Here is a 20,651-nt window from a genome sequence, read left to right as displayed (position 1 = left end):
TCAGCCTTTTCTGAAGGCCGCCGCCGCCAGCCAACCGGCGGCGGCGGCGAGCAACACGGCGAACAGCCCATAGAGTGCCGCGCGATGAATGGCGAAGTCAAAAACTTGCGCGCCCAGGCCGATCTTGCTGATGATCAGCGGGGTTGTCTGCGCGCTTGCCACCTCCCCATTCTTCATCAGATAGACCTCGACGCTGTAAACACCGGTCGGAACGTTGGCCGGAAGATCGATTTCCGTACGGAACAGCCGGCGCCCGATGAAACTGACGCTTCCCGGTGCCCGCAGATAAAGGCCCGCCCCCTCCTTCAGACGCAAGAGGGCCTTCCGATAGTCGTCGTCGCTCGCCCGGACGTCCTTGCGGCGCACGTTCATCGCCAGATGATCGAGCCCGATCTGATGGCGGGCCAGCACGGTGGCGCCGGCGACACGTTCCAGGGACCGGCTGGTGGCGATCCGGTAATAGGCGGGCGCATCGCCGATCACCGCCTGGGCGTGATTCACCCAGAGTCCCAGCATCCGCTCCTTGCGGCGCACCAGTTCGCTTTGCGAAGGGCCACGGACCACCACCACCACGTCGCCGTCGTCCTCGACGGCACCGAACAGCAAGACGCTGGTGCCGGCGAAGCCGGTGGTGATGGCGACCAGATGATCGGACAGATCGACCACCAGCGGATCGACGCCTTGCGCCGCCGCCGGCCCGGAAAAGACCGGCCATATCCAGGCGGCCAGCAACAACCGCACCCAGAAAAACAGCCGCCCGGCGCCAAGGGTCATAAAGTCCGCCCCCAAGGGGTAGAAAGCCGGGCCCCGCTTCAGCGCAAGGCCTCGGCCAGTTCGTTCAACCGCGCCGTGGCGCGCAACAGATGATAGCCCTGCGCCGTCAGATGGTTGGGCACGAAGGTCGAATCGGCCGCCCCATCGAGAACCAGCCAGGGTCGGGGGGTCGCCGCCGCCGCGAGAGACGCCAGCATCGCCCGCCAGGCGTCGGTCAGGCCGCGGGCGGTCAACAGCTCGGCATCGTCCTCGCCCAGACTGCCCAGCAACAGCAGGGCGGCATAGGCACGCCCCTTGCCGCCGTAATAGGCTTCGCCGGCGGCGCGGCTGAACCAACCGGACGCCGCACCGATCGGAGCATCGAGGCGTCCCGCCGTCGCCTCCAGTTCCTTGGCGAAGCGGACCAGAACCTCCCGAAGAACCTCGGGCCGCCGGTCGAAAGCGGCCTGGCCGGCGGCCAAACGCTGATTGTAGGCTTCGAAGGACCGGGCGGCGTTGCGATATTGCTTCTCGGTCGAAAGCGTCCGGGCCCAAGGGGCCGCCGGATCGATCATCCAAACATTGGGCGGATACTGCAAAAGCCCCGCCGCCCGCTCGAGATCAGCGTCGGCGGAGGCTCCAGACCGGCCGATCTGCTGGTCCATTTCGATAGCAAAACGACCGACCATGGCGGTGATGCCCTTTTGGAAATTGGGCATGTCGACCAGAATCGAGACGGGCAGGAAAAACGGCTTGTTCGGAGTCCAGCCATGCTGATCGACCTCGCGGCGGATCAATCTCGCGGCAATCGCCACGGCTTTGCTCTGCCCGGTGACGGTTTCGCCGGCGGCGAATCCGGGATCGTCATCGATGGCGTGAACCCGCCAGGCACCGACCGGGTAATAGAGCAGGAAAGCCAGCAAAACGCCGATTCCGCACAGTGCGAGCAGACGTCGCTTGGACCATCCGCGAAAAAGCGCTGCGGCGAACGAACGATCCTTGGCCTCGGGGGCCTTGGCCTGTTCTTCGCCCGGCAAAACGGTCATGGAAGGAGCTCCCCTGTTGGCTCTCTCCTTCCTACGCCCTGTCCCGCCGGCGATCAAGGGAAGCGGCTTTAAGGCCGCAGGAAACCGACCAGATTCTCGGCTTCGGCCAGGATCGGCGCCGACAGGGCGCGGGCACGTTCGGCCCCGCTCTTCAGCACCGCGTCGATGGCCGCCGGATCGGCCAGATAGCGTTTCATCTCGCTGTTGATCGGGCCCAGCACCGCGACGGCCAGATCGGTCAGCTCCTTCTTGAATTCGGAGAATTGACGACCGGCGAAGCGCTCGATGGCGGCGGCGCGGGTCCCATCCGAAAGAGCCGCCCAGATATCGAGAAGATTGGCGGCCTCGGGCCGTCCCTCCAGTCCCTCCACGCTGTCCGGCAACGGCAGGGGATCGGTCTTGGCCTTTTTCAGCTTCAGGCTGATGGTATCGGCGTCATCGGTCATGTTGATGCGGGAATAATCCGACTCGTCGGATTTGCTCATCTTCTTGGCGCCGTCGCGCAAACTCATCACACGGGTCGCCGAACCCAGGATCAACGGCTCGGGCAGCGGGAAGAACTCGACGCCATAGTCGCTGTTGAATTTCTGCGCGGTGTCCCGGGCCAGTTCCAGATGCTGCTTCTGATCCTCGCCGACCGGCACATGGGTGGCCTTGTAGACGAGAATGTCGGCGCTCATCAAATTGGGATAGGCATAGAGGCCGACGCTGGCGTTTTCGCGGTTCTTGCCGGCCTTGTCCTTGAACTGGGTCATCCGGTTCAGCCAACCGATGCGGGCCACGCAGTTGAAGATCCAGGCCAGTTGCGCATGGTCCGGATTCTGGCTCTGATTGAACAGGATATGCTTCTTCGCATCGACCCCGGCCGCCAGCATGGCCGCCGCCACTTCGCGGGTATGGGCCTTGAGCGCCGCCGGATCCTGCCACAGGGTGATGGCGTGCATGTCGACGATGCAGAAGACGCATTCATAGTCGTTCTGCAGCGTGACCCAGTTGCGCACGGCCCCCAGATAGTTGCCGAGATGAAGGTTTCCGGTGGGTTGAACGCCGGAGAAAATGCGGTTCATGACTTCAACGCTCCTGGGTCGGTGTGGGCGCTTGGGAGGTACTCCAAAGCGACGGGCGGGTCAACGGCGGCGGCGCAACATGGTTTTGAATTCGCCGAGACGGGCGGCACCGGTGAGAACGGCGGCCACGGCGAAGGACAGGCCACCCGCCGCCACCAGCAGACAAAGCGCCGGCAGGCGCAGGCCACGGGCGGCCAGCATGGAATCCAGCAGCCAGCGGCCGGCGGCGAGAACGGCGGCCATGACGAGGCAGGCCGCGACAATGCGCCACAGGCGATCGAGCAACCGGCGATCGACGGCGAAATAGCCCCGCCGTTTCAAGGTCCAAGCCAGCAGGGCGACATTGAGCCAGGCGGCGACGGCCGTCGAAAGGGCCATGCCGACATGGGCGAGCGGGCCCATCAACGCCAGATTGAGGCCGACGTTGATCAGCAGGGTGGCCAGGGCCATCTTGACGGGAGTTCGGGTGTCGTGACGGGCGAAGAAGCCGGGGGTCAGCACCTTGACCAGAACATAGGCCGGCAGGCCCAGGGCGAAGGCCATCAAAGCCGGCGCCACCGCCCGGGTATCGGCCGGAGTGAAGGAGCCGCGCTCGAACAGGACGGCGATGATCGGAGCGGCGATGACGAGAAAGGCGGTGGCGGCCGGCAGTGTCAGCAGCATGCCCACTTCCATGGCGCGATTCTGCGACTCCAGGGCGGCGGCCGTCTCGCCGGCGCGAAGCTGGCGGGACAGCAGGGGAAGCAAGGCGGTGCCGATGGCGATGCCGACGACCCCCAGGGGAAGCTGGTTGACCCGGTCGGCGTAATTCAGATAGCTGACCGCGCCGTCGGCCACCTGCGAGGCGATCATCGTATTGATCAGCAGATTGACCTGATAGACGCCGGCCCCGACGGCACCCGGCACCACCCGTTTCAGCATCAGCCGGACCTCCGGCGACAGGCTGGGCTTGACCAACCGGATGCCCATCCCGACCCGGCGCACGGAAAAAACCAACCAGAGGAACTGGACGATGCCGGAGGCGAAAACGCCCCAGGCCATGGCGTGACCCGCCGTCTCGACATAGGGAACCAGGGCCACCAGGACGGCCATCGATGTCAGATTGAGCAGCACCGGAGTGCCCGCCGCCGCCGCGAAACGGCCCATGGCGTTCAACACGCCGCTTTGCAGCGAAACCATCGAAATGAACAGAAGATAGGGAAAGGTGATGCGCGAGAGTTCGACGGCCAGGGCGATCTTGCCCGGAGTATCGTCGAACCCCGAGGCCAGGATGTGGATCGCCCAGGGCATGCCGATCTCGATGACGATCACGAATCCCAGCAGGGCCGCGGCCAGAACGGCGAAGCATTGCTCGGCGAACCGGCGCGCCGCCGCCGCGCCTTCGCCTTCCAGCTTGCCGGAGAACAGGGGGACGAAGGCGGCGTTGAAGGCGCCCTCGGCGAACAGGGCGCGAAACATGTTGGGAAAGCGGAAGGCGACGAAGAAGGCGTCGGCGACGGTGCCGGCACCCAGATAGCGCGCCACCAGCATTTCGCGCATCAAGCCGGTGATGCGCGAAAGCACCGTCCAGCCGCCGATGGTGGCGATGGCCTTGGTGAGGTTCATCTGGACCGGCCGGCTATTGGGCGGCCGAAACGCGCGGCGCCTTGGCCTCGCCGGCGGGATCGGCAAGGCCCCGCTCCTTCAGGGCGGTGACCAGCATGTCCCGAATTTCCCCGATCTTGCGCTCATGCTCGACTTTCAGGCCGAAGACGTCCTTGACGTAGAAGACGTCGACCACCCGTTCGCCGTAGGTGGAGATATGGGCCGAGGCGATTTGCAGGTTGAGCCTCGTCATCGCCGAGGTGATGTCATAGAGCAACCCGATGCGGTCGCGCCCGTTCACCTCGATCACGGTATGCCCGGCGCTCGCCTTGTTGTCGATGAGAACGCGCGGCGGCACCTTGAAGACCCGTGTCCGGCTCTGCGCCGAAGCACGCCGCTTGGCCAGCTCGCGGTCGAAGCGCAGGCGGCCCGACAGGGCCTGCTCGATGTTGGAGGTCAACTTGGCCAGGCGGCTGGAGCTGTCGAAGGCGGCCCCGCTGGCGTCCTGGATGACGAAGGTGTCGAGCGCCATGCCGTTGGTCATGGTGATGATCTTCGCATCGACGATCGAGGCGCCGGAGAGCGCCATGGCGCCGGCGATCTGGGCGAACAAACCCGGATGATCTCCGGTGTAGATGGTGATCTCGGTGACGGCATGCGCCGTGATGACCCGCGAATCGATGGTCAGCGGCGCCTTCGTCGCCTCGGCCTCGCGGATCAGCGAGGCGTGCCGCAAATGGCTCGCCGCGTCGAACGACACCCAGTAGGACGGATAGCCGCGGGCCAGATGGGCCTCGATCTCTTCCGGCGACCAGTGCGCCACCAGTTTCGCCCGCAAGCTGTTCTGGGCGGCCTCGACGCGGGCTTCGCGGCGCTCGACCCCGATGCCGCCCGACATCAGGTCGAGCGCGCGATGGAACAGGTCGGTCAGCAGCCCGGCCTTCCAATTGTTCCACACCCCCGGTCCGACGGCGCGGACGTCGGCCACCGTCAACACCATCAACAGCTTCAGGCGCTCCGGGCTTTGCACGACGGAGACGAAATCGGCGATGGTCTTAGGATCGTCGACGTCGCGCTTGAAGGCGGTACGGGTCATCAGCAGATGATGGCGGACCAGCCAACTGGCGGTCTCGGTCTCCTCGTCGCTCAGGCCGAGGCGTGGACCCAGCTTCAAGGTGATGTCGGCGCCCAGCAGCGAATGGTCGCCGTTGCGGCCCTTGGCGATGTCGTGCAGGAAGACGGCCAGATAAAGCGCGCGCCGCGAATAGAGCGTGCCCACCACCTCGGAGGCGATCGGCAGTTCCTCGGCCAGCACCCCCTGCTCGACGCGATGCAGCAGCCCCAAGGCCTGGATGGTATGCTCATCGACCGTATAGACGTGGTACATGTCGTACTGCATCTGCGCCACCACCCGGCCGAAGTCGGGCACGAAGCGGCCGAGCACGCCCGCCTCGTTCATATGGCGCAGCGCCACTTCGGGATCCTTGCGCGAGGTCAGCATCTCGACGAACAGACGATTGGCCTCGGCGTCGTGGCGCAATTTGTTGTCGATGCGCTTCAGGTTTTCCGTGACCAGCGACATGGCGCGCGGATGAATGTCGAGATCGTGCTCCAGCGCCGAGTGGAACAGGCGGATCATCTTGATCGGCTCTTGCTCGAAGTCCTGATCCTCGGTGACGTCGAGGCGGTTTCCCTCGAGCCGGAAGCCGTCGATCTTCTTGGCGCGGTGCATCAGCGGGAAGCGCAGCTTGGGCTTGCGCTTGTTCTGCGATTCCAGCAGCGCGCAAAGGATGCGGGTCAGGTCGCCGACGTCCTTGGCGATGAGAAAATAGTGCTTCATGAAGCGCTCGACCCCCAGCGTCCCGCCGTGGTCGGTATAGCCCATGCGCCGCGAGATCTCCTGCTGGATATCGAAGGTCAGCCGGTCCTCCTCGCGCCCCGTCAGGTAATGCAAATGACAGCGGACGGTCCACAGGAAGGACTGGGCCTTGGCGAAACGGTTGGCGGCATCCCCCGACAACAGGCCGCGCTCGACCAGTTCGCCGACCTCGGTGACGGCATAGAGATATTTGGCGATCCAATAAAGGGTATGAAGATCGCGCAGGCCGCCCTTGCCCTCCTTGATGTTGGGTTCGAGGACGTAGCGCGCCTCGCCCAGCTTGGCATGGCGTTCGTTGCGTTCGGACAGCTTGGATTCAACGAATTCCTCGCCGCTGCCGGCCGCCACGTCGGAGCGGTAGCGGCGCTTCAATTCGGCGAACAACGCCTGGTCTCCCCACAGCCAGCGGGTCTCCAGAAGGGCGGTCCTGATGGTCAGGTCGGCCTTGGCCTGCCGGATGCATTCATCGACCGAACGGGTCGAATGCCCGACCTTCAACCCCAGGTCCCATAGCATATAGAGCATATATTCGACGATCTGCTCGCAATGCGACGTCCGCTTGTAGGGCAGCAGAAACAAGAGATCGATGTCGGATTTGGGCGCCAGCTCGCCACGGCCGTAGCCGCCCACCGCCACCACGCTCATCACCTGGCCGGTGGTCGCGGCCCCGGCCGGATATTCGTATTGGGCGGCGAAATCGTGAACCAGCCGGACGAGCTGATCGATCAGAAAGCAGTTTTCCCGCACCGTTTCGCTGCCCTGGCCATGGGCCTCGAAGCGGCGGCGCACCTCGTCGAAGCCGGTCTGGAACGCCTGCTTGAAGATATCGAGAGTAAGCCCGCGCCGTTGCGTCTTGGGCGGCGCCGAGGCGATCAGCGCCTCCAATTGGCCGATGACCTCCTGACGATCAATGATGGCGCGCTGATTCTTGATTTTCGAAGTCATCGGGTCCGGCCGCTGAAAAATGATCGTCGCAGACTATAGCGAGGAAATCCCGTGGATGCGTGGATTTTTCAGGAGCGACGGGGCAAGGAAATTTGCGGGCCGTCACGTTCCCAATATCCGGCGCAGCACCTCATAGATCCGCTGATGACCCGACTGCGCCACATTGAATCGCAGATAGCGGCCGGCGGTCTGCGAGACGCTGAAGGCGTTGCCCGGGGCCAGACTGATCCCTTCGGCCAGGGCCCGCTTGGCGATGACCGAGGAATCCCGCCCCTCCGGCAGAACGGCCCAGAGAAAGGCGCCGCCCCGCGGATCCGTCCACAGGCCCAATCCAATGTCGGCGAGAGAGCGGCGGACCTCGGCCCCGGCCTTGCGCAACCGGCCGCGCAGGGCCTCGACATGCTTTCTATAGCTGCCGTCGGTCAGCAGCTCGTGCATCACCTGGGCCGAGATCTCGTTGTTCGAAATCATCGTGGCGAGCTTGAGATCGGTCAGCCCCTCGATGAGGTCGGCGCGCGCCGCGATGTGGCCGCAGCGCATGGCCGACGACATGGTCTTCGAAAAACTGCCGACATAGATGACCCGCTTCAACTGGTCGAGCGAGGCCAGGCGCGGCGTCGGATGTTCCTCGAAATCGGCGAAGATGTCGTCCTCGACGATGGTGATGTCGAAATCCTCGGCATGTTTCAAAAGCCGGTGCGCCACCGCCGGCGACATGGTCGCCCCCGTCGGATTGTGCAGGGTCGCGTTGCTGAGATAAAGGCGCGGATGGTGGCGCGCCGCCTCCGCCGCGAAAATGTCGGGATCCGGTCCGTTGGGACGGAAGGGGATGCCCACCACCTTGGCGCGGTGCGCCCTCAAATTACATAAGTAATTGAAATAGCAGGGATCGTCGACGAAAACCGTGTCCCCCGGCTGGATCAGCAGGCGGTTGATCAGATCGATCGCCTGGGTTCCGCTGTCGGTCAGCATGATCTGCCCCAGGCCGGCCTCGATGCTGCGTTCGGCGAAGATCCGCTGAAGCTGCGTGCGCAAGGGGGCATAGCCCAACGGGCGTCCGTAATCGATGATCTGGCTCTGCGGAGCCCGGGCGAGGGCGCGAAAGCCCCGCCGCAGTCCGTCGCCACCCAGCCATTCCGCCGGAAGCCATCCGCAACCGGGCTTCAGGCAGTGCGAATCGACTTCCACCGACTGGCGGACCATCCACATCGGATCGATGTCGCGATCCCGGGCCGGATCCGGTTCGGACAGGTCGAAGGGCGGCCGCTGGCCGGCGACGAAAAACCCGACCTTGTGCCGGGACTCCAGAAGTCCGCGGGCGACCAGCCGGTCATAGGCCTCGACCACCGTCGATTTGGAAATGTCGTTGGCTTCGGCGAAGGCGCGGATCGAGGGGAGCTTGCGCCCCGGCGGCAGGTTCCGGCTTTCGACACCCTCGGCGATGGCCGCCACCACCTGATCGACGATGGTCCGCCCCGCCTGGGTGGCAAGATCGATTTTCATGATCTGTCCTGCATTTTGTACCGGTACAGATTACCCATGAATCGGCGATCTGTCTCTGTCCGTTCGGTCCCTTCCGCCTAAACTTCATCCATTGCCGACGGTCGGGACGCCACGCCATGCCGAAACAGCTTCTTTCCTGGATGAAAAGCGGAGACCGGCTCCTTCTGCGGACCTGGGCGCGGGTGGAGGCCGCCCTGGCCCGCCGGCGGGAACGCCGCCGCCTGCTCGGCCTCGACGACCATCTGCTGAAGGACATCGGCCTCAGCCGCTGCGACGCCCACCGGGAGGCGGGCAAGGGATGGCATTGATGCGCAGCCTCACCTTGGCCGGGCGGCAATTGTGGCGGGCGCAGTTCGTCCGCTCCTCCTGGGATCCGGCGTCCGCGCGGCCCTACCGGATCCCGCCCTGGTGGGCAAAACCGTTGGCCGGGAAAGCGCACCATTGCGACAGTGAGCAAAAAGCGTTTTCGTCCAATCGTCGATTGGCGATCATGGATACTCGGACCACGTCACAGTGATTTTGACGGTTTGGGCATGTCTCTATCCGGCCAAACCTGCGACCGCGATGGGCCGTGAAGGGACTGGCGGGTATCGGAAACGGAGCGGACAATAGCCGACGTTGCGTCGGTACGGGCTTCGGTAAATCCTCAACAGGAGCAAACGCGGACCGTAAGGACCATGGGAATGTCGCACCCACGCTTGCCAATTCTGCCGACCGCATGCCGTTCGGCGAGATCTGAAGACCACCCGGTCTGCGATGATCGCCCACCGACGATACCGGTGTACCAACGGGCTGTGGGGCTTGATCCACTGGACCAACTGCTATAATTTCACGTGCGTCGCGAAAAACGGCCGTCCGCGGGCGGTCGAGTACACGTCAGCCATGCCAATGGCTTGGTTGGACCAGCGTCTCCGAAAGCAACTGCCTGACGAACATCAGGCCCTCGCAGTCACCAGCGTCTACACGCGCTGCATGCTTGCGACGAGAGGAGCGCAACAATGCGACAAGAACCTATCAACATCATTGGATTTTCCGCTAGCCCCCGTCCGGAGGGCAGCACCGCCTGGGCGGTCGACGCCATCCTTGAAGGCGCCTGGGAGCATGGGGCGAAGGTGCGATCCTGGAGCGCGGCCGGACTTGACCTCCAGCCCTGCCGCGCTTGTTTCGCCTGTCGGACGAAGGACCGCCGCTGCGTCATCCAAGACGACATGCCCCGCGTCCACGCCTCGCTCCTCGAGGCTCAGGCCCTCGTCCTAGGCGTACCGATCTTCATGAGCCAGATGAGCGCCCAGGCCAAGATCTTCGTCGATCGCCTCCACCCCCTCTTCGCGCCCCGCTTCTCCCCCACGTTCCAGAAGAGGAACGCCGGCAAGGCGCTGGTTCTGGCTTTCGTCCAGGGTAATCCCGATCCCGAGCTATTCCGGATCTACGTTAACTACACTTGCCAAACGTTCCGGACGCTGGAATTTGACGTGCGGGAGAGCGTGGTAGTCGCCGGCACGCGAAGCGCCCTGGTCCAGGAGCAGGACGCCTTGCACGCGCGACTAAAAGCGATCGGCGCCACCCTGGCATCCTGAGTCCATTTCGCGGCCGTTACCGGCAGAGATGCTGGTGCTACAGGTTCGGCACGAACGCCTACGCCGTAGCTTATTCGGCTGCGGCGTATTTGTGAAATTTCGTTGCGGGGGCCGCCCCGACTTGAACCTGCGTCGTATGACCGCTTTCGCGGTGAGGCTAGACCGCGCCTAAATGTCGAGATGGGCGCTGCCGTCCAACCGCTTCGAAGCGCTTGGTGGTGACCGGGCCGGCCAGTACAGCATTCGGATCAACGACCAATGGCGGGTATGCTTCCGCTGGGAACTGCGCCAGCCCCTGGTCGAAGGCATCAACATCCTGATCGCCGAGGGTGACGCGATCAGGATGTTGAAATCATCGACGATCATTGAGGAGATTGCCATGGCTTCCCCGGTCAACGGTTTACCCCCGATCCATCCCGGCGAAATGCTGGCCGACGAATTGAACGAACTCGGCCTGAGCGCGCGCGCCCTCGCCGATAAGCTCAAGGTGCCCCACAACCGGATTTCCAGCATTTTGGCGGGCAAGCGCGCTGTCAGCGCCGACACATCACTTCGATTGGGGCGGTTCTTCGGCATGAGCGAGGACTTCTGGCTGCGGTTGCAAACGACCTACGACATCAAGAAGGCCAAGGCCGAGTCCGGTGCGAAAATCTCCTCCGATGTCCTGCCGCTCCGCGGGAGCAGCGACGAGTCAGCAGCCATAACACAACAATAGGGCTATGAAATCGACTCCGGACCCTTGGAATTGGGTGGCGGTTATCCGATCGCAAATGTCCGGTTTCAAGGTGCAGTCCCAAGAGACGGGAACGTCCGCCATCGGCGCCAGGCCGTCGAGACGAAACGTTCAGTCATACTGGCGGAAATGGCACTTCGACATCGGCCCCGGCACAATGAGGACGACATGAAGACGATGGCCCCTGATCAGGCAAGAAACGGCCATCGCAGCCACCCGGATTCATGGGCCGGTTGAATTTTCTTCCGGCCGCGATAATTTAGTCATGAATGACCACTTCTTTTCCGGAGCAACCCGATGTCCACCGTCAGCCTTAAGGACGCCAAGGCAGGTTTTTCGAGCCTGGTCGACGACGCCATCAGGGGCGAGTTTGTGACCATCACACGTCACGGAAAACCTGTCGCCGCGCTCGTCTCGGTCGCCGCAGCGGATATCGCGCGAAAAGCGCTCGGAAAGAAGCGATCCGGTCTCGTTTCCTATCTCAGGACGTTTCCAGACGGGGAGTTCGAGCGGAACCCCGCACCTTCGCGTGACGTCGATCTGTGAGCGGCTTTCTCCTCGACACCAATGTCATCTCGATGCTGTCGCCATCTAGGGCGGAAGCCTCCGACCGGTTCCTCGACTGGCTGGAACGTGCCGATGGCGAAGGCCGGGTATTTTTGTCGGTCGTGACCATCCACGAAATCGAAAAAGGCATAGCGCTGCTGGACAGCAAGGGCGCGACCGCGAAAGCGGCGGGCCTGAAGGTTTGGCTTTCCGGCCTCCTCACCACCTATGACGACAAGATTCTCGGTCTTGAGGTTCCCGCCGCCTCCTTTTCCGGGAAGGCGGAAGCCAATGCGGTTGCCGCTGGCCACAATCCTGGCATGGCGGACGCAATAATCGCCGGCATTGCCGAAGCGCACGATCTCACTGTCATCACCCGCAATGTAAAGCATTTCCGACCATTCGACATTCGCATCGCCTCGCCGGACGACGCCGAGTTCGGGACGGTCTAACGTTGTCCATATCGCGTCCTACCGCGGAACGCGAGGCGGCGCCGGTGTTGCTTGGGCGGTGTCAAACCAGCCCCTTCAGCCGATAGAGCGCCTCCAGCGCCTCGCGCGGGGTCATCGCGTCCGGATCGACCTCGGCCAGCGCGGTCTCGACGGCCGACGGCGCCGGCGGGGCCGATGGGGTGTGCGTCTGGCGGACGGCGGCGGCGAACAGGGGCAGATCGTCGGCCAGCTTGGACACCGCCGAGGACTGCTCGCCCTTTTCCAGGCTGTGCAGGATTGTCTCGGCCCGGCCGATGACCGCCGACGGCAGGCCGGCCAGACGGGCCACGTGGATGCCGTAGGAGCGGTCGGCGGTGCCGGCCCCCACCTCATGCAGGAAGACCACGTCGCCTTGCCATTCCTTGACCCGCATGCAATGGCAGGACAGCGCCGGCAGCTTGGCGGCCAGCGCCGTCAATTCATGATAGTGGGTGGCGAACAGGGCGCGGCAGCGGTTGACCTCGTGCAGATGCTCGACCACCGCCCAGGCGATGGACAGGCCGTCGAAGGTGGCGGTGCCACGGCCGATCTCGTCCAGGATGACCAGGGCGCGCGGCCCCGCCTGGTTGAGGATGGCCGCCGTCTCGACCATCTCCACCATGAAGGTCGAGCGGCCGCGCGCCAGGTCGTCGGCGGCGCCGACGCGGCTGAACAGGCGGTCGACGACACCGATGCGGGCGGCGTCGGCCGGCACGAAGCTGCCCATCTGGGCCAGGATGGCGATCAGGGCGTTCTGCCGCAGGAAGGTCGATTTACCCGCCATGTTGGGGCCGGTGATCAGCCACAGGCGCTGCGTGTCGGCGAGATCGCATTCGTTGGCGACGAAGGCGCCGGACAGGCCGGCCTCGACCACCGGATGGCGACCGCCCTCGATGCGGAAGGCCGTGCCCTCCTCGACCTGGGGCCGCACATAGCGCCGGTCGACCGCCAGTTCGGCCAGCGAGGAGGCGGCGTCGAGGGCGGCCAGTGCCCGGGCGGCGGCGGCGATCTCCTCGGAACGGAGCGTCACCTCGCCCAGCAGATCGGCGAACAGCTCCAGTTCGAGGGCCAGCGCCTTGTCGCCGGCGCTGCGGATCTTGTCCTCCAGCTCGCCCAGCTCGACCGTCGCATAGCGGACCGAGGAGGCGATGGTCTGGCGATGGATGAAGGGCTCGCCCATCCGCTCGGCCTGCTTGGGCGGCACCTCGATGTAATAGCCCAGCACATTGTTGTGCTTGATCTTCAGGGCGGCCACGCCGCTCATCTCGGCATAACGGCTTTGCAGGGCGGCGATCAGCCGGCGGCTTTCGTCCCTCAGCCCGCGCAACTCGTCCAGGCCCGCGTGATAGCCGGGGGCGATGAACCCGCCGTCGCGGGTCAGGATGGGCAAATCGGCGTCGAGCGCCCGGGCCAGCCGGTCGACCAGCACGCCATGTTCGCCCAATTGGCCGAGCGCGTCTTCGATCCCATCGGGCGGCACGCCGAGATCGCCGCCCCGCAGGACGGCCTTGAGCCCCGGGATCACGCCCAGCGCGTCCCTTACCGAGGCGAGATCGCGCGGCCCGCCACGGCCCAGGGTGAGTCGCGAAAGGGCCCGCTCGACATCCGGACAGCGGCGCAGCCGGTCACGAAGATCGGCGCGCAGGGAATGCTGGTCGGCGAAGAACTGCACCATGTCGAGACGCCGGCCGATGGCCGCCGGATCGGTGAGCGGCGCCGACAAATGCTGGGCCAGCAGGCGGGCTCCGGCGCCCGTCACCGTACGGTCGATCACCGAAAGCAGGCTGCCCTTCCGCTCGCCGCCCAGCGTCTCGCTCAGTTCGAGATTCCGCCGGGTCGCCGCGTCGATTTCCATCACCGCGCCCTCGGCCAGCCGGCGCGGCGCGCCCAACCGGGGCAGTTTTCCCTTCTGGGTCAGTTCGACGTAATCGACCAGGACACCGCCGGCGGCCAGTTCCGCCCGGCTGAAGGCGCCGAAGCCGTCCAGCGCGCGGACGCCGTAAAGGGTCTCCAGGCGCTTTTTGGCGTTGGTCGAATCGAAGCGGGCCGCCGGCAGCGGCGTCAGGATGTCCCGCCAGTCGCGGAACAACTCGAACAGATCGGCCTGCTGCAGGATCCGTTCGGAAACCAGAAGCTCGCCGGGGGCCAGCCGGGCGATGGCCGCCCCCAGCGTCTTGGCCGCCACCGCCTGCACCTGGAAATCGCCGGTCGACATGTCGAGCCAGGCGAGGCCCAGCCCTCCCTGCGCTTCGGCCAGCGCCGCCAGGTAATTATGGGAACGCGCGTCGAGGAGCGCGTCCTCGGTAATGGTGCCCGGCGTCACCAGGCGGATCACGCCGCGCTCGACCACCGACTTGGCGCCGCGCTTCTTGGCTTCGGCCGGATCCTCCATCTGCTCACAGACGGCGACCTTGAATCCCTTGCGGATCAGCCGCGACAGATAACCCTCGTGGGAATGCACCGGCACCCCGCACATGGGGATGTCCTCGCCGGCGTGGCGGCCGCGCTTGGTCAGCGTGATGTCCAGCGCCTCGGACGCCTTCACCGCGTCGTCGAAGAACATCTCGTAGAAGTCGCCCATGCGATAAAACAGCAGGCAATCGGGATGCGCGCGCTTGATGGAGAGATACTGGGCCATCATCGGCGTCACGGCGTCGTCGGCCAAGGGACTCGGGGTCTCGAGAGGAATTGTTTCGTTCACGTTATGATCGGGGGCTCGTGGTCATGGGGAAAGGCGGGGCACCTTAACACGTCATCGCATCGCGCTCTAGGAATCGCGTTCCGGATGCGTCACACTGAAGACATAACAACGATAAGGTGAGGAATGGTCTCCGTGAACACTCCAGCCAAAACCATGCGCCGCGAAGTGGTCGGCGCCTTCGCCCAACGGTCGGATTTCGATCAAGCCGTTTCCGCCCTGCTGACGGCGGGCTTCTCTCGCGCCGATCTTTCCGTTCTCGCCTCCCACGACAGCCTTGAAGCCGCCTCGGCCGACGCCAAATCGTGGAAAAGCCGTCTGGTCGGACTGCTGGGCGAGTTGAAATACGAAGGCCCGCTGGTCACCGCCGGACTGATCGCCATCGCCGCCGGAGAGGTCGGCGTGGTTCTGGCCGGACTGATCGCCGCCGGGGTCGGCGGGGCGGCGCTCAAGGAACTGTTGGATGAGGTGACCGCCCAGCCGCATGCGGCGGAATTCGCCGCCGCCCTGGCCGAAGGCAGCATCCTGTTGTGGGTGGAAGTCCCCGATGCCGAAGGCGAAAGCAGGGCCACGGCTCTGCTGACGGCCGCCGGAGGGACCAACATCCACACCAACGAACGGTCGGTCTAGGGCGCTATGGATATTCAGACGGCCATGCCCTCTTGATGGGAGCGCTTTAACGTTGCCTCTGGTCCCCCGATGGCATGAAAGGAAACCCCGGATATTTTGAACCACCAAGGCACCAAGGCGTCTTTCGGATCAATCGGCGGCGGCCAACCTGCGCCGCAGGCATTCGGCCGACAGCCGATGACGGGACGGGAAAATGCCGATGGTATGCTCCGTCCCCTTGGTGTCTTGGTGCCTTGGTGGTTAATCAAAAGCCGGAGCGCACCGGAACCATCAAGAGGACGAAGAGAATCCGGCCGATTGCCGAATGTCCACACGCCTAAGGCCTGTTGATAAATTGTCGATCAACGGGTCCATTAGCCCGAGCGGCGCTTCTTGCCCGCAGGAAGACGCGCATTTCGAACATCTCACAGGGACGTCGTCACCATGGATGAAATCTCCCAGCCGATGAGCGACCTCGAACGGGACACTTTGCTGTTTCACGCTTCGGGGCGGCCCGGCAAGATCGAAATCACCCCCACCAAACCGCTGACCACCCAACGCGACCTGTCGCTCGCCTATTCGCCGGGGGTCGCCTTTCCCTGTCTGCGCATCGCCGCCGATCCGTCGCTCGCCTACGACTACACCGCCAAGGGCAATCTGGTGGCGGTCATCTCCAACGGCACGGCGGTTCTGGGGCTGGGCGACCTGGGCGCGCTGGCCGGCAAACCGGTGATGGAGGGCAAGGCGGTCCTGTTCAAGCGCTTCGCCGACGTCGATGCGGTCGATCTTGAGGTCGACACCCGCGACGTCGATGAATTCGTCAATTGCGTCCGCTATCTGGGTCCGAGTTTCGGCGGCATCAATCTCGAGGACATCAAGGCGCCCGAATGTTTCATCATCGAGCAGCGTCTGCGCGAGTTGATGTCGATTCCGGTGTTCCACGACGATCAGCACGGTACCGCGATCATCGCCGCGGCCGGATTGATCAACGCGCTGCATCTCACGGGGCGCACCCTCAAGGACGTCAAACTGGTGGTCAACGGCGCCGGAGCCGCCGCCGTGGCCTGCATCGAACTGGTCAAATCCATGGGGCTGCCGCACTCCAACGCCATCATGTGCGACACCAAGGGGGTCATCTACAAGGGCCGGACCGAGGGAATGAACCAGTGGAAATCCGCCCATGCGGTGGAGACCCGGGCACGCACCCTGGCCGAGGCGATGGAGGGAGCCGACGTTTTCCTCGGGTTGTCGGCGAAAGGCGCGGTGACCAGCGACATGGTAAGCCGCATGGCCGCCAAGCCGATCATCTTCGCCATGGCCAACCCCGATCCGGAAATCACTCCGGAAGAGGTCCGCGCCATCCGCCAGGACGCCATCATCGCCACCGGCCGTTCGGACTATGCCAACCAGATCAACAATGTCCTGGGCTTTCCCTATATTTTCCGGGGCGCCCTCGATGTGCGCGCCAGCACCATCAACGATTTCATGAAGATCGCCGCGGCCGAGGCCATCGCCGCCCTGGCCCGCGAGGACGTGCCCGACGAGGTCGATGCCGCCTATTCCGGCCGGCGCCTGCGCTACGGCCCCGACTACATCATTCCCGTCCCCTTCGATCCTCGCCTGATCGCGGCGATTTCGCCGGCCGTGGCCAAGGCCGCCATGGATTCCGGCGTGGCCCGCCGGCCGATCGTCGACATGGACAACTATCGCAAGGTGCTCTCGGCCCGCCTCGATCCAACCGCCGCCTCGATGCAGATGATCTCGGAAGAGGTTCGCGCCAACCCGCGCCGGGTGGTGTTCGCCGAAGGCGAGGAGGAGAAGACGATCCGGGCCGCCCTGGCGTTCCACCACGCCGGTTATGGCTCCCCGATCCTGCTCGGCCGCGAAGACCGCATCCAACAGACGATGAAGGCGGCCGGCTTGGCCGGCGCGCTGGAGGGCATCGAGATCGTCAACGCCCGGCTGTCGGAACGGACCAAGGCCTATGCCGACATGTTCTATGCCCGCATGCAGCGCAAGGGCATGCTGTTTCGCGACGCCCAGCGAACGGTCAACCAGGATCGCAATATCTTCGCCGCCGCCATGGTGGCCTTGGGCGACGCCGATGCCATGGTCACCGGATTGACCCGCAATTATTACCAGGCGTTCGAGGAGGTGACCCGGGTCATCGATCCGAAGAAGGACGAACTGGTGTTCGGCACCACCATTCTGATCAGCCACGGCAAGACCGTCTTCATTTCCGACAGCGTGGTGATCGAGACCCCAACCCCCGACGAGCTTGCCGACATCGCCTGTCAAACCGCCGCCAAGGCCCGGCAAATGGGATATGTGCCGCGTGTCGCGCTGCTGTCCTACGCCAATTTCGGCAATCCGCCGAACCTGAATTCCGAACGGGTCCACGAAGCGGTAGCCATCCTCGACCAGCGGCGGGTGGATTTCGAATATGACGGGGAAATGGCGGCCGACGTCGCCCTCGATCCCGATCTGATGAAGCTCTACCCGTTCTGTCGGCTGTCGGGTCCGGCCAATGTGCTGGTCATGCCGGGACTCTATTCCGCTCATATCGCCTGGAAGCTTTTACAGAAGCTGGGCGGCGGCTCGATCATCGGACCGGTGCTGATGGGCCTGTCGAAACCGGTGCAGATCACCTCGATGGACGCCTCGGCAAGCGACATCGTCAATATGGCGGTTCTGGCCAGCCACGACGCGCTGCGGCAGGAAGGGTTCAAATAGCGGGCTCGGACCAGGGCAATCGGACCGCCTGGCGAGGCGAAGGACGGAATATGTCAGAATAATGAAAACGCCGCCCTGACGGTTTGAACGGTTGACGGGACTGGCGGATTGTTCGAAAGCTCGCTGGAACAGCCAGAAGGAGAAGCGGACGGATGGCCACGTCGAAGTTCAATCCACGGCTGATGCCGTTGGTCGCGGCGTTGTCGACCCCGCCTCTTTGCGTGTTCATCGTCCTCGTCGCCTCCGGCGCCATCGATTTCGGATCGGCGGCGTTGGGCGCCCTGGCCATCGTCCTGCTGACCGGCCTGCTGCTCCGCCCCTACGGCAACGACCTGGCCAACATCGCCGGCTACGTCCGCGACCTGGAGCGCGGCGCCGAGGTCAAGCCGCCGATCCTCGATACCGGACTGGCGGCCGACGTCCTGACCGCGCTCGGCCAGTTACGCCGTGGCTGGCGGGCCCGGGCCGATGAACTGGGAGCCCTGGTGCGCTTTCATGACGCCCTGTTCGAAAGCCTGCCCAGTCCCTTGTTTCTGCTTAATCGGCAGCGGCGGATCGTCCGCGCCAACTTCGCCGCCCGCAAGATTTTCGGACGGGAATTGCAGGGACGCGATCTGGCCGCGATGTTACGCCATCCGGCGCTTCTCGACGCCATCGACGAGGTCTTGAAAGGCCAACCCGGCGGCGACGTCGAATTCGCCCTGCCCGGACCGATCGACCGGGAATTCCGCGCCATGCTGGAGCCCTTTCCCGAAGCGGGCATCGACGGCACGGTGGCCATCCTGTCGCTTCACGACGTCACCGCCCTGAAACGGATGGAGCAGATGCGCGCCGATTTCGTGGCCAACGCCAGCCACGAGCTGCGCACGCCGCTCTCCGCCCTGCTCGGCTTCATCGAAACGCTGCGGGGACCGGCGCGTGACGACCCGGAGGCGCATGAGCGGTTCCTGGCCATCATGTTCGACCAGGCCTCGCGCATGTCCCGCCTGGTCGCCGATCTGCTCAATCTGTCACGGATCGAATTGAACGAGCATACCCTTCCCGACGGGCAAACCGACGTGGCGACCATCGTCCAGCGTGTCGCCGACGGCCTCGAACTCCAGGCACGGCAGCGCGACATGCGAATTGAATTGACGCTGTCGGAGTCCCTGCCGCCGGTCATCGGCCGGGCGGACGAACTTGAACAGATTTTCCAGAATCTGATGGACAACGCCTTGAAATACGGTCGGGAAGGCAGCGCCGTCAGCGTCTCGGCCGCTTTGAGCGAGACCATGCCCGCCAGTCTGGCCGTCCGGACGCGACGCGCCATCGCGGTGGCCGTCCGCGACCGGGGCGAGGGCATCGCCCGCGAACATCTGCCCCGGCTGACCGAACGATTTTTTCGTGTCGATACCGCCCGCTCCCGCCGGCTGGGTGGGACCGGCCTGGGCCTGGCCATCGTCAAGCATCTGGTCAACCGTCACCGCGGGCTGCTGACCATCGACAGCGAACTCGGCAAAGGCAGCGTCTTTACCGTTTATCTGCCCGTCGAGGATGTTTCCGAGCCCGTCGCGAAATGATGCCCCTCACGCCTTCGACGCGAATAAGACGCGATGCCGGGAATGTGAAATCCATCCCGCCCGGACCGAATCCTGTTGCCAGTCACATGGCGAACGTTATACCAGCATAGCGCTACGGACGATATTTACATGTCACGGAGATTGATATTGCCGCCCGAGTCCGCGCCCTTGTCGGAAACCGTTGCGTCGCGGACAAAAGTCGTCGCCAAGGATATCGAGGTCTTTTACGGCGACAAACGGGCGATCAACAACATCAGCCTGACGATCAATGAAAACGAGGTGACCGCCCTGATCGGTCCGTCGGGATGCGGGAAGTCGACCTTCCTCAGATGCCTAAACCGCATGAACGATACCATTCCCGGCTGTCGGATCACCGGTTCGGTGCGGCTCGACGGGGAAGACATCTATGCCGATCTCGACCCTGTTCAATTGCGGGCCCGGGTCGGCATGGTTTTCCAGAAACCCAACCCCTTCCCCAAATCGATCTATGACAATGTCGCCTTCGGGCCGCGTATCCACGGCCTGATCGATCATCCCGACGATCTCGACGGAATTGTGCAGCGCTCCCTGACACGGGCCGGCCTCTATGAGGAGGTGAAGGATCGCCTGCGCGAGCCGGGCACCGGCCTGTCCGGCGGGCAGCAGCAGCGCCTGTGCATTGCGCGCGCCATCGCGATCGATCCCGAAGTCATCCTGATGGACGAACCCTGTTCCGCCCTCGATCCCATCGCCACCGCCCGCGTCGAGGAATTGATCGAGGAATTGCGCAACGACTATACCATCGTCATCGTCACCCATTCGATGCAGCAGGCGGCGCGCGTTTCTCAACGAACCGCCTTTTTCCATTTGGGCGACCTGATCGAAGTGGGAAATACGGAAGATATCTTCACCAGCCCGCGTGAAGCCCTGACACAGGGTTATATCACCGGACGTTTCGGTTGAGCAGGAC

Annotated in this window: 16 protein-coding genes and 1 pseudogene; 10 read left to right on the top strand and 7 right to left on the bottom strand. The window is 64.2% G+C overall.

The genetic code is table 11. The features are described from left to right. From CWS72_RS16890 to CWS72_RS16865, 6 genes are all read right to left on the bottom strand, one after another. Window positions 1-774, bottom strand: coding sequence for a TIGR02186 family protein (locus tag CWS72_RS16890; RefSeq protein ID WP_101251804.1), 774 nt, complete (start codon window positions 772-774; stop codon window positions 1-3). Between the two features lie 38 nt (window positions 775-812). Beyond that, window positions 813-1,799, bottom strand: a complete 987-nt coding sequence (locus CWS72_RS16885; RefSeq protein ID WP_101251803.1) for a DUF2333 family protein — start codon at window positions 1,797-1,799, stop codon at window positions 813-815. A gap of 68 nt (window positions 1,800-1,867) precedes the next feature. Continuing rightward, window positions 1,868-2,866, bottom strand: coding sequence for a tryptophan--tRNA ligase (gene trpS / locus CWS72_RS16880; protein ID WP_101251802.1), 999 nt, complete (start codon window positions 2,864-2,866; stop codon window positions 1,868-1,870). A 60-nt stretch (window positions 2,867-2,926) separates the two neighbouring features. Next, a complete protein-coding gene (gene murJ / locus CWS72_RS16875) occupies window positions 2,927-4,471 on the bottom strand; it encodes a murein biosynthesis integral membrane protein MurJ (RefSeq protein ID WP_101251801.1) in 1,545 nt (514 codons plus the stop codon). A 13-nt stretch (window positions 4,472-4,484) separates the two neighbouring features. Then, on the bottom strand, window positions 4,485-7,274 hold the full coding sequence (locus CWS72_RS16870; RefSeq protein WP_101251800.1) for a [protein-PII] uridylyltransferase: 2,790 nt from the start codon (window positions 7,272-7,274) through the stop codon (window positions 4,485-4,487). A 102-nt stretch (window positions 7,275-7,376) separates the two neighbouring features. Further along, window positions 7,377-8,777, bottom strand: a complete 1,401-nt coding sequence (locus CWS72_RS16865; RefSeq protein WP_101251799.1) for an aminotransferase-like domain-containing protein — start codon at window positions 8,775-8,777, stop codon at window positions 7,377-7,379. A gap of 116 nt (window positions 8,778-8,893) precedes the next feature. On the opposite strand from CWS72_RS16865, the gene CWS72_RS16860 reads away from it, so the two are divergent. The 6 genes and pseudogenes from CWS72_RS16860 to CWS72_RS16840 all read left to right on the top strand — a co-directional run bounded on the left by CWS72_RS16860 (window position 8,894) and on the right by CWS72_RS16840 (window position 12,085). Continuing rightward, on the top strand, window positions 8,894-9,085 hold the full coding sequence (locus CWS72_RS16860; RefSeq protein WP_101251798.1) for a DUF1127 domain-containing protein: 192 nt from the start codon (window positions 8,894-8,896) through the stop codon (window positions 9,083-9,085). 690 nt (window positions 9,086-9,775) lie between these two features. Further along, on the top strand, window positions 9,776-10,354 hold the full coding sequence (locus CWS72_RS16855) for a flavodoxin family protein (protein WP_199175742.1): 579 nt from the start codon (window positions 9,776-9,778) through the stop codon (window positions 10,352-10,354). A gap of 190 nt (window positions 10,355-10,544) precedes the next feature. Further along, window positions 10,545-10,723: pseudogene (locus CWS72_RS28635) on the top strand (type II toxin-antitoxin system RelE/ParE family toxin); the annotation flags it as partial. Further along, window positions 10,698-11,069, top strand: a complete 372-nt coding sequence (locus tag CWS72_RS28100; RefSeq protein WP_338056200.1) for a HigA family addiction module antitoxin — start codon at window positions 10,698-10,700, stop codon at window positions 11,067-11,069. The pseudogene CWS72_RS28635 and the gene CWS72_RS28100, both read left to right, overlap by 26 nt. Window positions 11,070-11,384: 315 nt before the next feature. Continuing rightward, a complete protein-coding gene (locus tag CWS72_RS16845) occupies window positions 11,385-11,633 on the top strand; it encodes a type II toxin-antitoxin system Phd/YefM family antitoxin (RefSeq protein ID WP_101251796.1) in 249 nt (82 codons plus the stop codon). Then, complete coding sequence (locus CWS72_RS16840; RefSeq protein WP_101251795.1) at window positions 11,630-12,085, top strand: type II toxin-antitoxin system VapC family toxin; 456 nt, start codon at window positions 11,630-11,632, stop codon at window positions 12,083-12,085. Before CWS72_RS16845 ends, CWS72_RS16840 begins: the two co-directional genes overlap by 4 nt. A gap of 61 nt (window positions 12,086-12,146) precedes the next feature. Here the strand turns inward: CWS72_RS16840 and mutS are convergent, their stop codons facing one another. Further along, on the bottom strand, window positions 12,147-14,744 hold the full coding sequence (mutS, locus tag CWS72_RS16835) for a DNA mismatch repair protein MutS (RefSeq protein ID WP_101251873.1): 2,598 nt from the start codon (window positions 14,742-14,744) through the stop codon (window positions 12,147-12,149). A gap of 183 nt (window positions 14,745-14,927) precedes the next feature. Here mutS and CWS72_RS16830 point away from each other — a divergent pair, with 183 nt between their 5' ends. From CWS72_RS16830 to pstB, 4 genes are all read left to right on the top strand, one after another. Beyond that, window positions 14,928-15,431 (top strand): hypothetical protein, encoded by a 504-nt coding sequence (locus CWS72_RS16830; RefSeq protein ID WP_101251794.1) that lies wholly within the window; start codon window positions 14,928-14,930, stop codon window positions 15,429-15,431. A gap of 444 nt (window positions 15,432-15,875) precedes the next feature. Further along, window positions 15,876-18,143, top strand: coding sequence for an NADP-dependent malic enzyme (locus CWS72_RS16825; RefSeq protein WP_199175751.1), 2,268 nt, complete (start codon window positions 15,876-15,878; stop codon window positions 18,141-18,143). A gap of 152 nt (window positions 18,144-18,295) precedes the next feature. Further along, on the top strand, window positions 18,296-19,702 hold the full coding sequence (locus CWS72_RS16820; RefSeq protein WP_101251792.1) for an ATP-binding protein: 1,407 nt from the start codon (window positions 18,296-18,298) through the stop codon (window positions 19,700-19,702). Between the two features lie 147 nt (window positions 19,703-19,849). After that, on the top strand, window positions 19,850-20,644 hold the full coding sequence (gene pstB / locus CWS72_RS16815; protein WP_241911771.1) for a phosphate ABC transporter ATP-binding protein PstB: 795 nt from the start codon (window positions 19,850-19,852) through the stop codon (window positions 20,642-20,644). Window positions 20,645-20,651 lie beyond the last annotated feature (7 nt).

Source organism: Telmatospirillum siberiense, from assembly GCF_002845745.1.
Classification (GTDB): domain Bacteria; phylum Pseudomonadota; class Alphaproteobacteria; order Rhodospirillales; family Magnetospirillaceae; genus Telmatospirillum; species Telmatospirillum siberiense.
Note: the sequence above shows the minus strand (reverse complement) of the source record. Positions and strands in the feature narration are given on the sequence as shown.

Excerpts from the sequence above, each read along its gene's own strand:
- CWS72_RS16820 (WP_101251792.1), top strand. The coding sequence starts at position 18,296 with ATGGCCACGTCGAAGTTCAATCCACGGCTGATGCCGTTGGTCGCGGCG.
- murJ (WP_101251801.1), bottom strand. The coding sequence starts at position 4,471 with ATGAACCTCACCAAGGCCATCGCCACCATCGGCGGCTGGACGGTGCTT.
- CWS72_RS16870 (WP_101251800.1), bottom strand. The coding sequence starts at position 7,274 with ATGACTTCGAAAATCAAGAATCAGCGCGCCATCATTGATCGTCAGGAG.
- CWS72_RS16830 (WP_101251794.1), top strand. The coding sequence starts at position 14,928 with ATGGTCTCCGTGAACACTCCAGCCAAAACCATGCGCCGCGAAGTGGTC.
- CWS72_RS16890 (WP_101251804.1), bottom strand. The coding sequence starts at position 774 with ATGACCCTTGGCGCCGGGCGGCTGTTTTTCTGGGTGCGGTTGTTGCTG.
- CWS72_RS16825 (WP_199175751.1), top strand. The coding sequence starts at position 15,876 with ATGAGCGACCTCGAACGGGACACTTTGCTGTTTCACGCTTCGGGGCGG.
- CWS72_RS16845 (WP_101251796.1), top strand. The coding sequence starts at position 11,385 with ATGTCCACCGTCAGCCTTAAGGACGCCAAGGCAGGTTTTTCGAGCCTG.
- CWS72_RS16860 (WP_101251798.1), top strand. The coding sequence starts at position 8,894 with ATGCCGAAACAGCTTCTTTCCTGGATGAAAAGCGGAGACCGGCTCCTT.
- CWS72_RS28100 (WP_338056200.1), top strand. The coding sequence starts at position 10,698 with ATGTTGAAATCATCGACGATCATTGAGGAGATTGCCATGGCTTCCCCG.
- trpS (WP_101251802.1), bottom strand. The coding sequence starts at position 2,866 with ATGAACCGCATTTTCTCCGGCGTTCAACCCACCGGAAACCTTCATCTC.
- CWS72_RS16865 (WP_101251799.1), bottom strand. The coding sequence starts at position 8,777 with ATGAAAATCGATCTTGCCACCCAGGCGGGGCGGACCATCGTCGATCAG.
- mutS (WP_101251873.1), bottom strand. The coding sequence starts at position 14,744 with ATGATGGCCCAGTATCTCTCCATCAAGCGCGCGCATCCCGATTGCCTG.
- CWS72_RS16855 (WP_199175742.1), top strand. The coding sequence starts at position 9,776 with ATGCGACAAGAACCTATCAACATCATTGGATTTTCCGCTAGCCCCCGT.
- CWS72_RS16885 (WP_101251803.1), bottom strand. The coding sequence starts at position 1,799 with ATGACCGTTTTGCCGGGCGAAGAACAGGCCAAGGCCCCCGAGGCCAAG.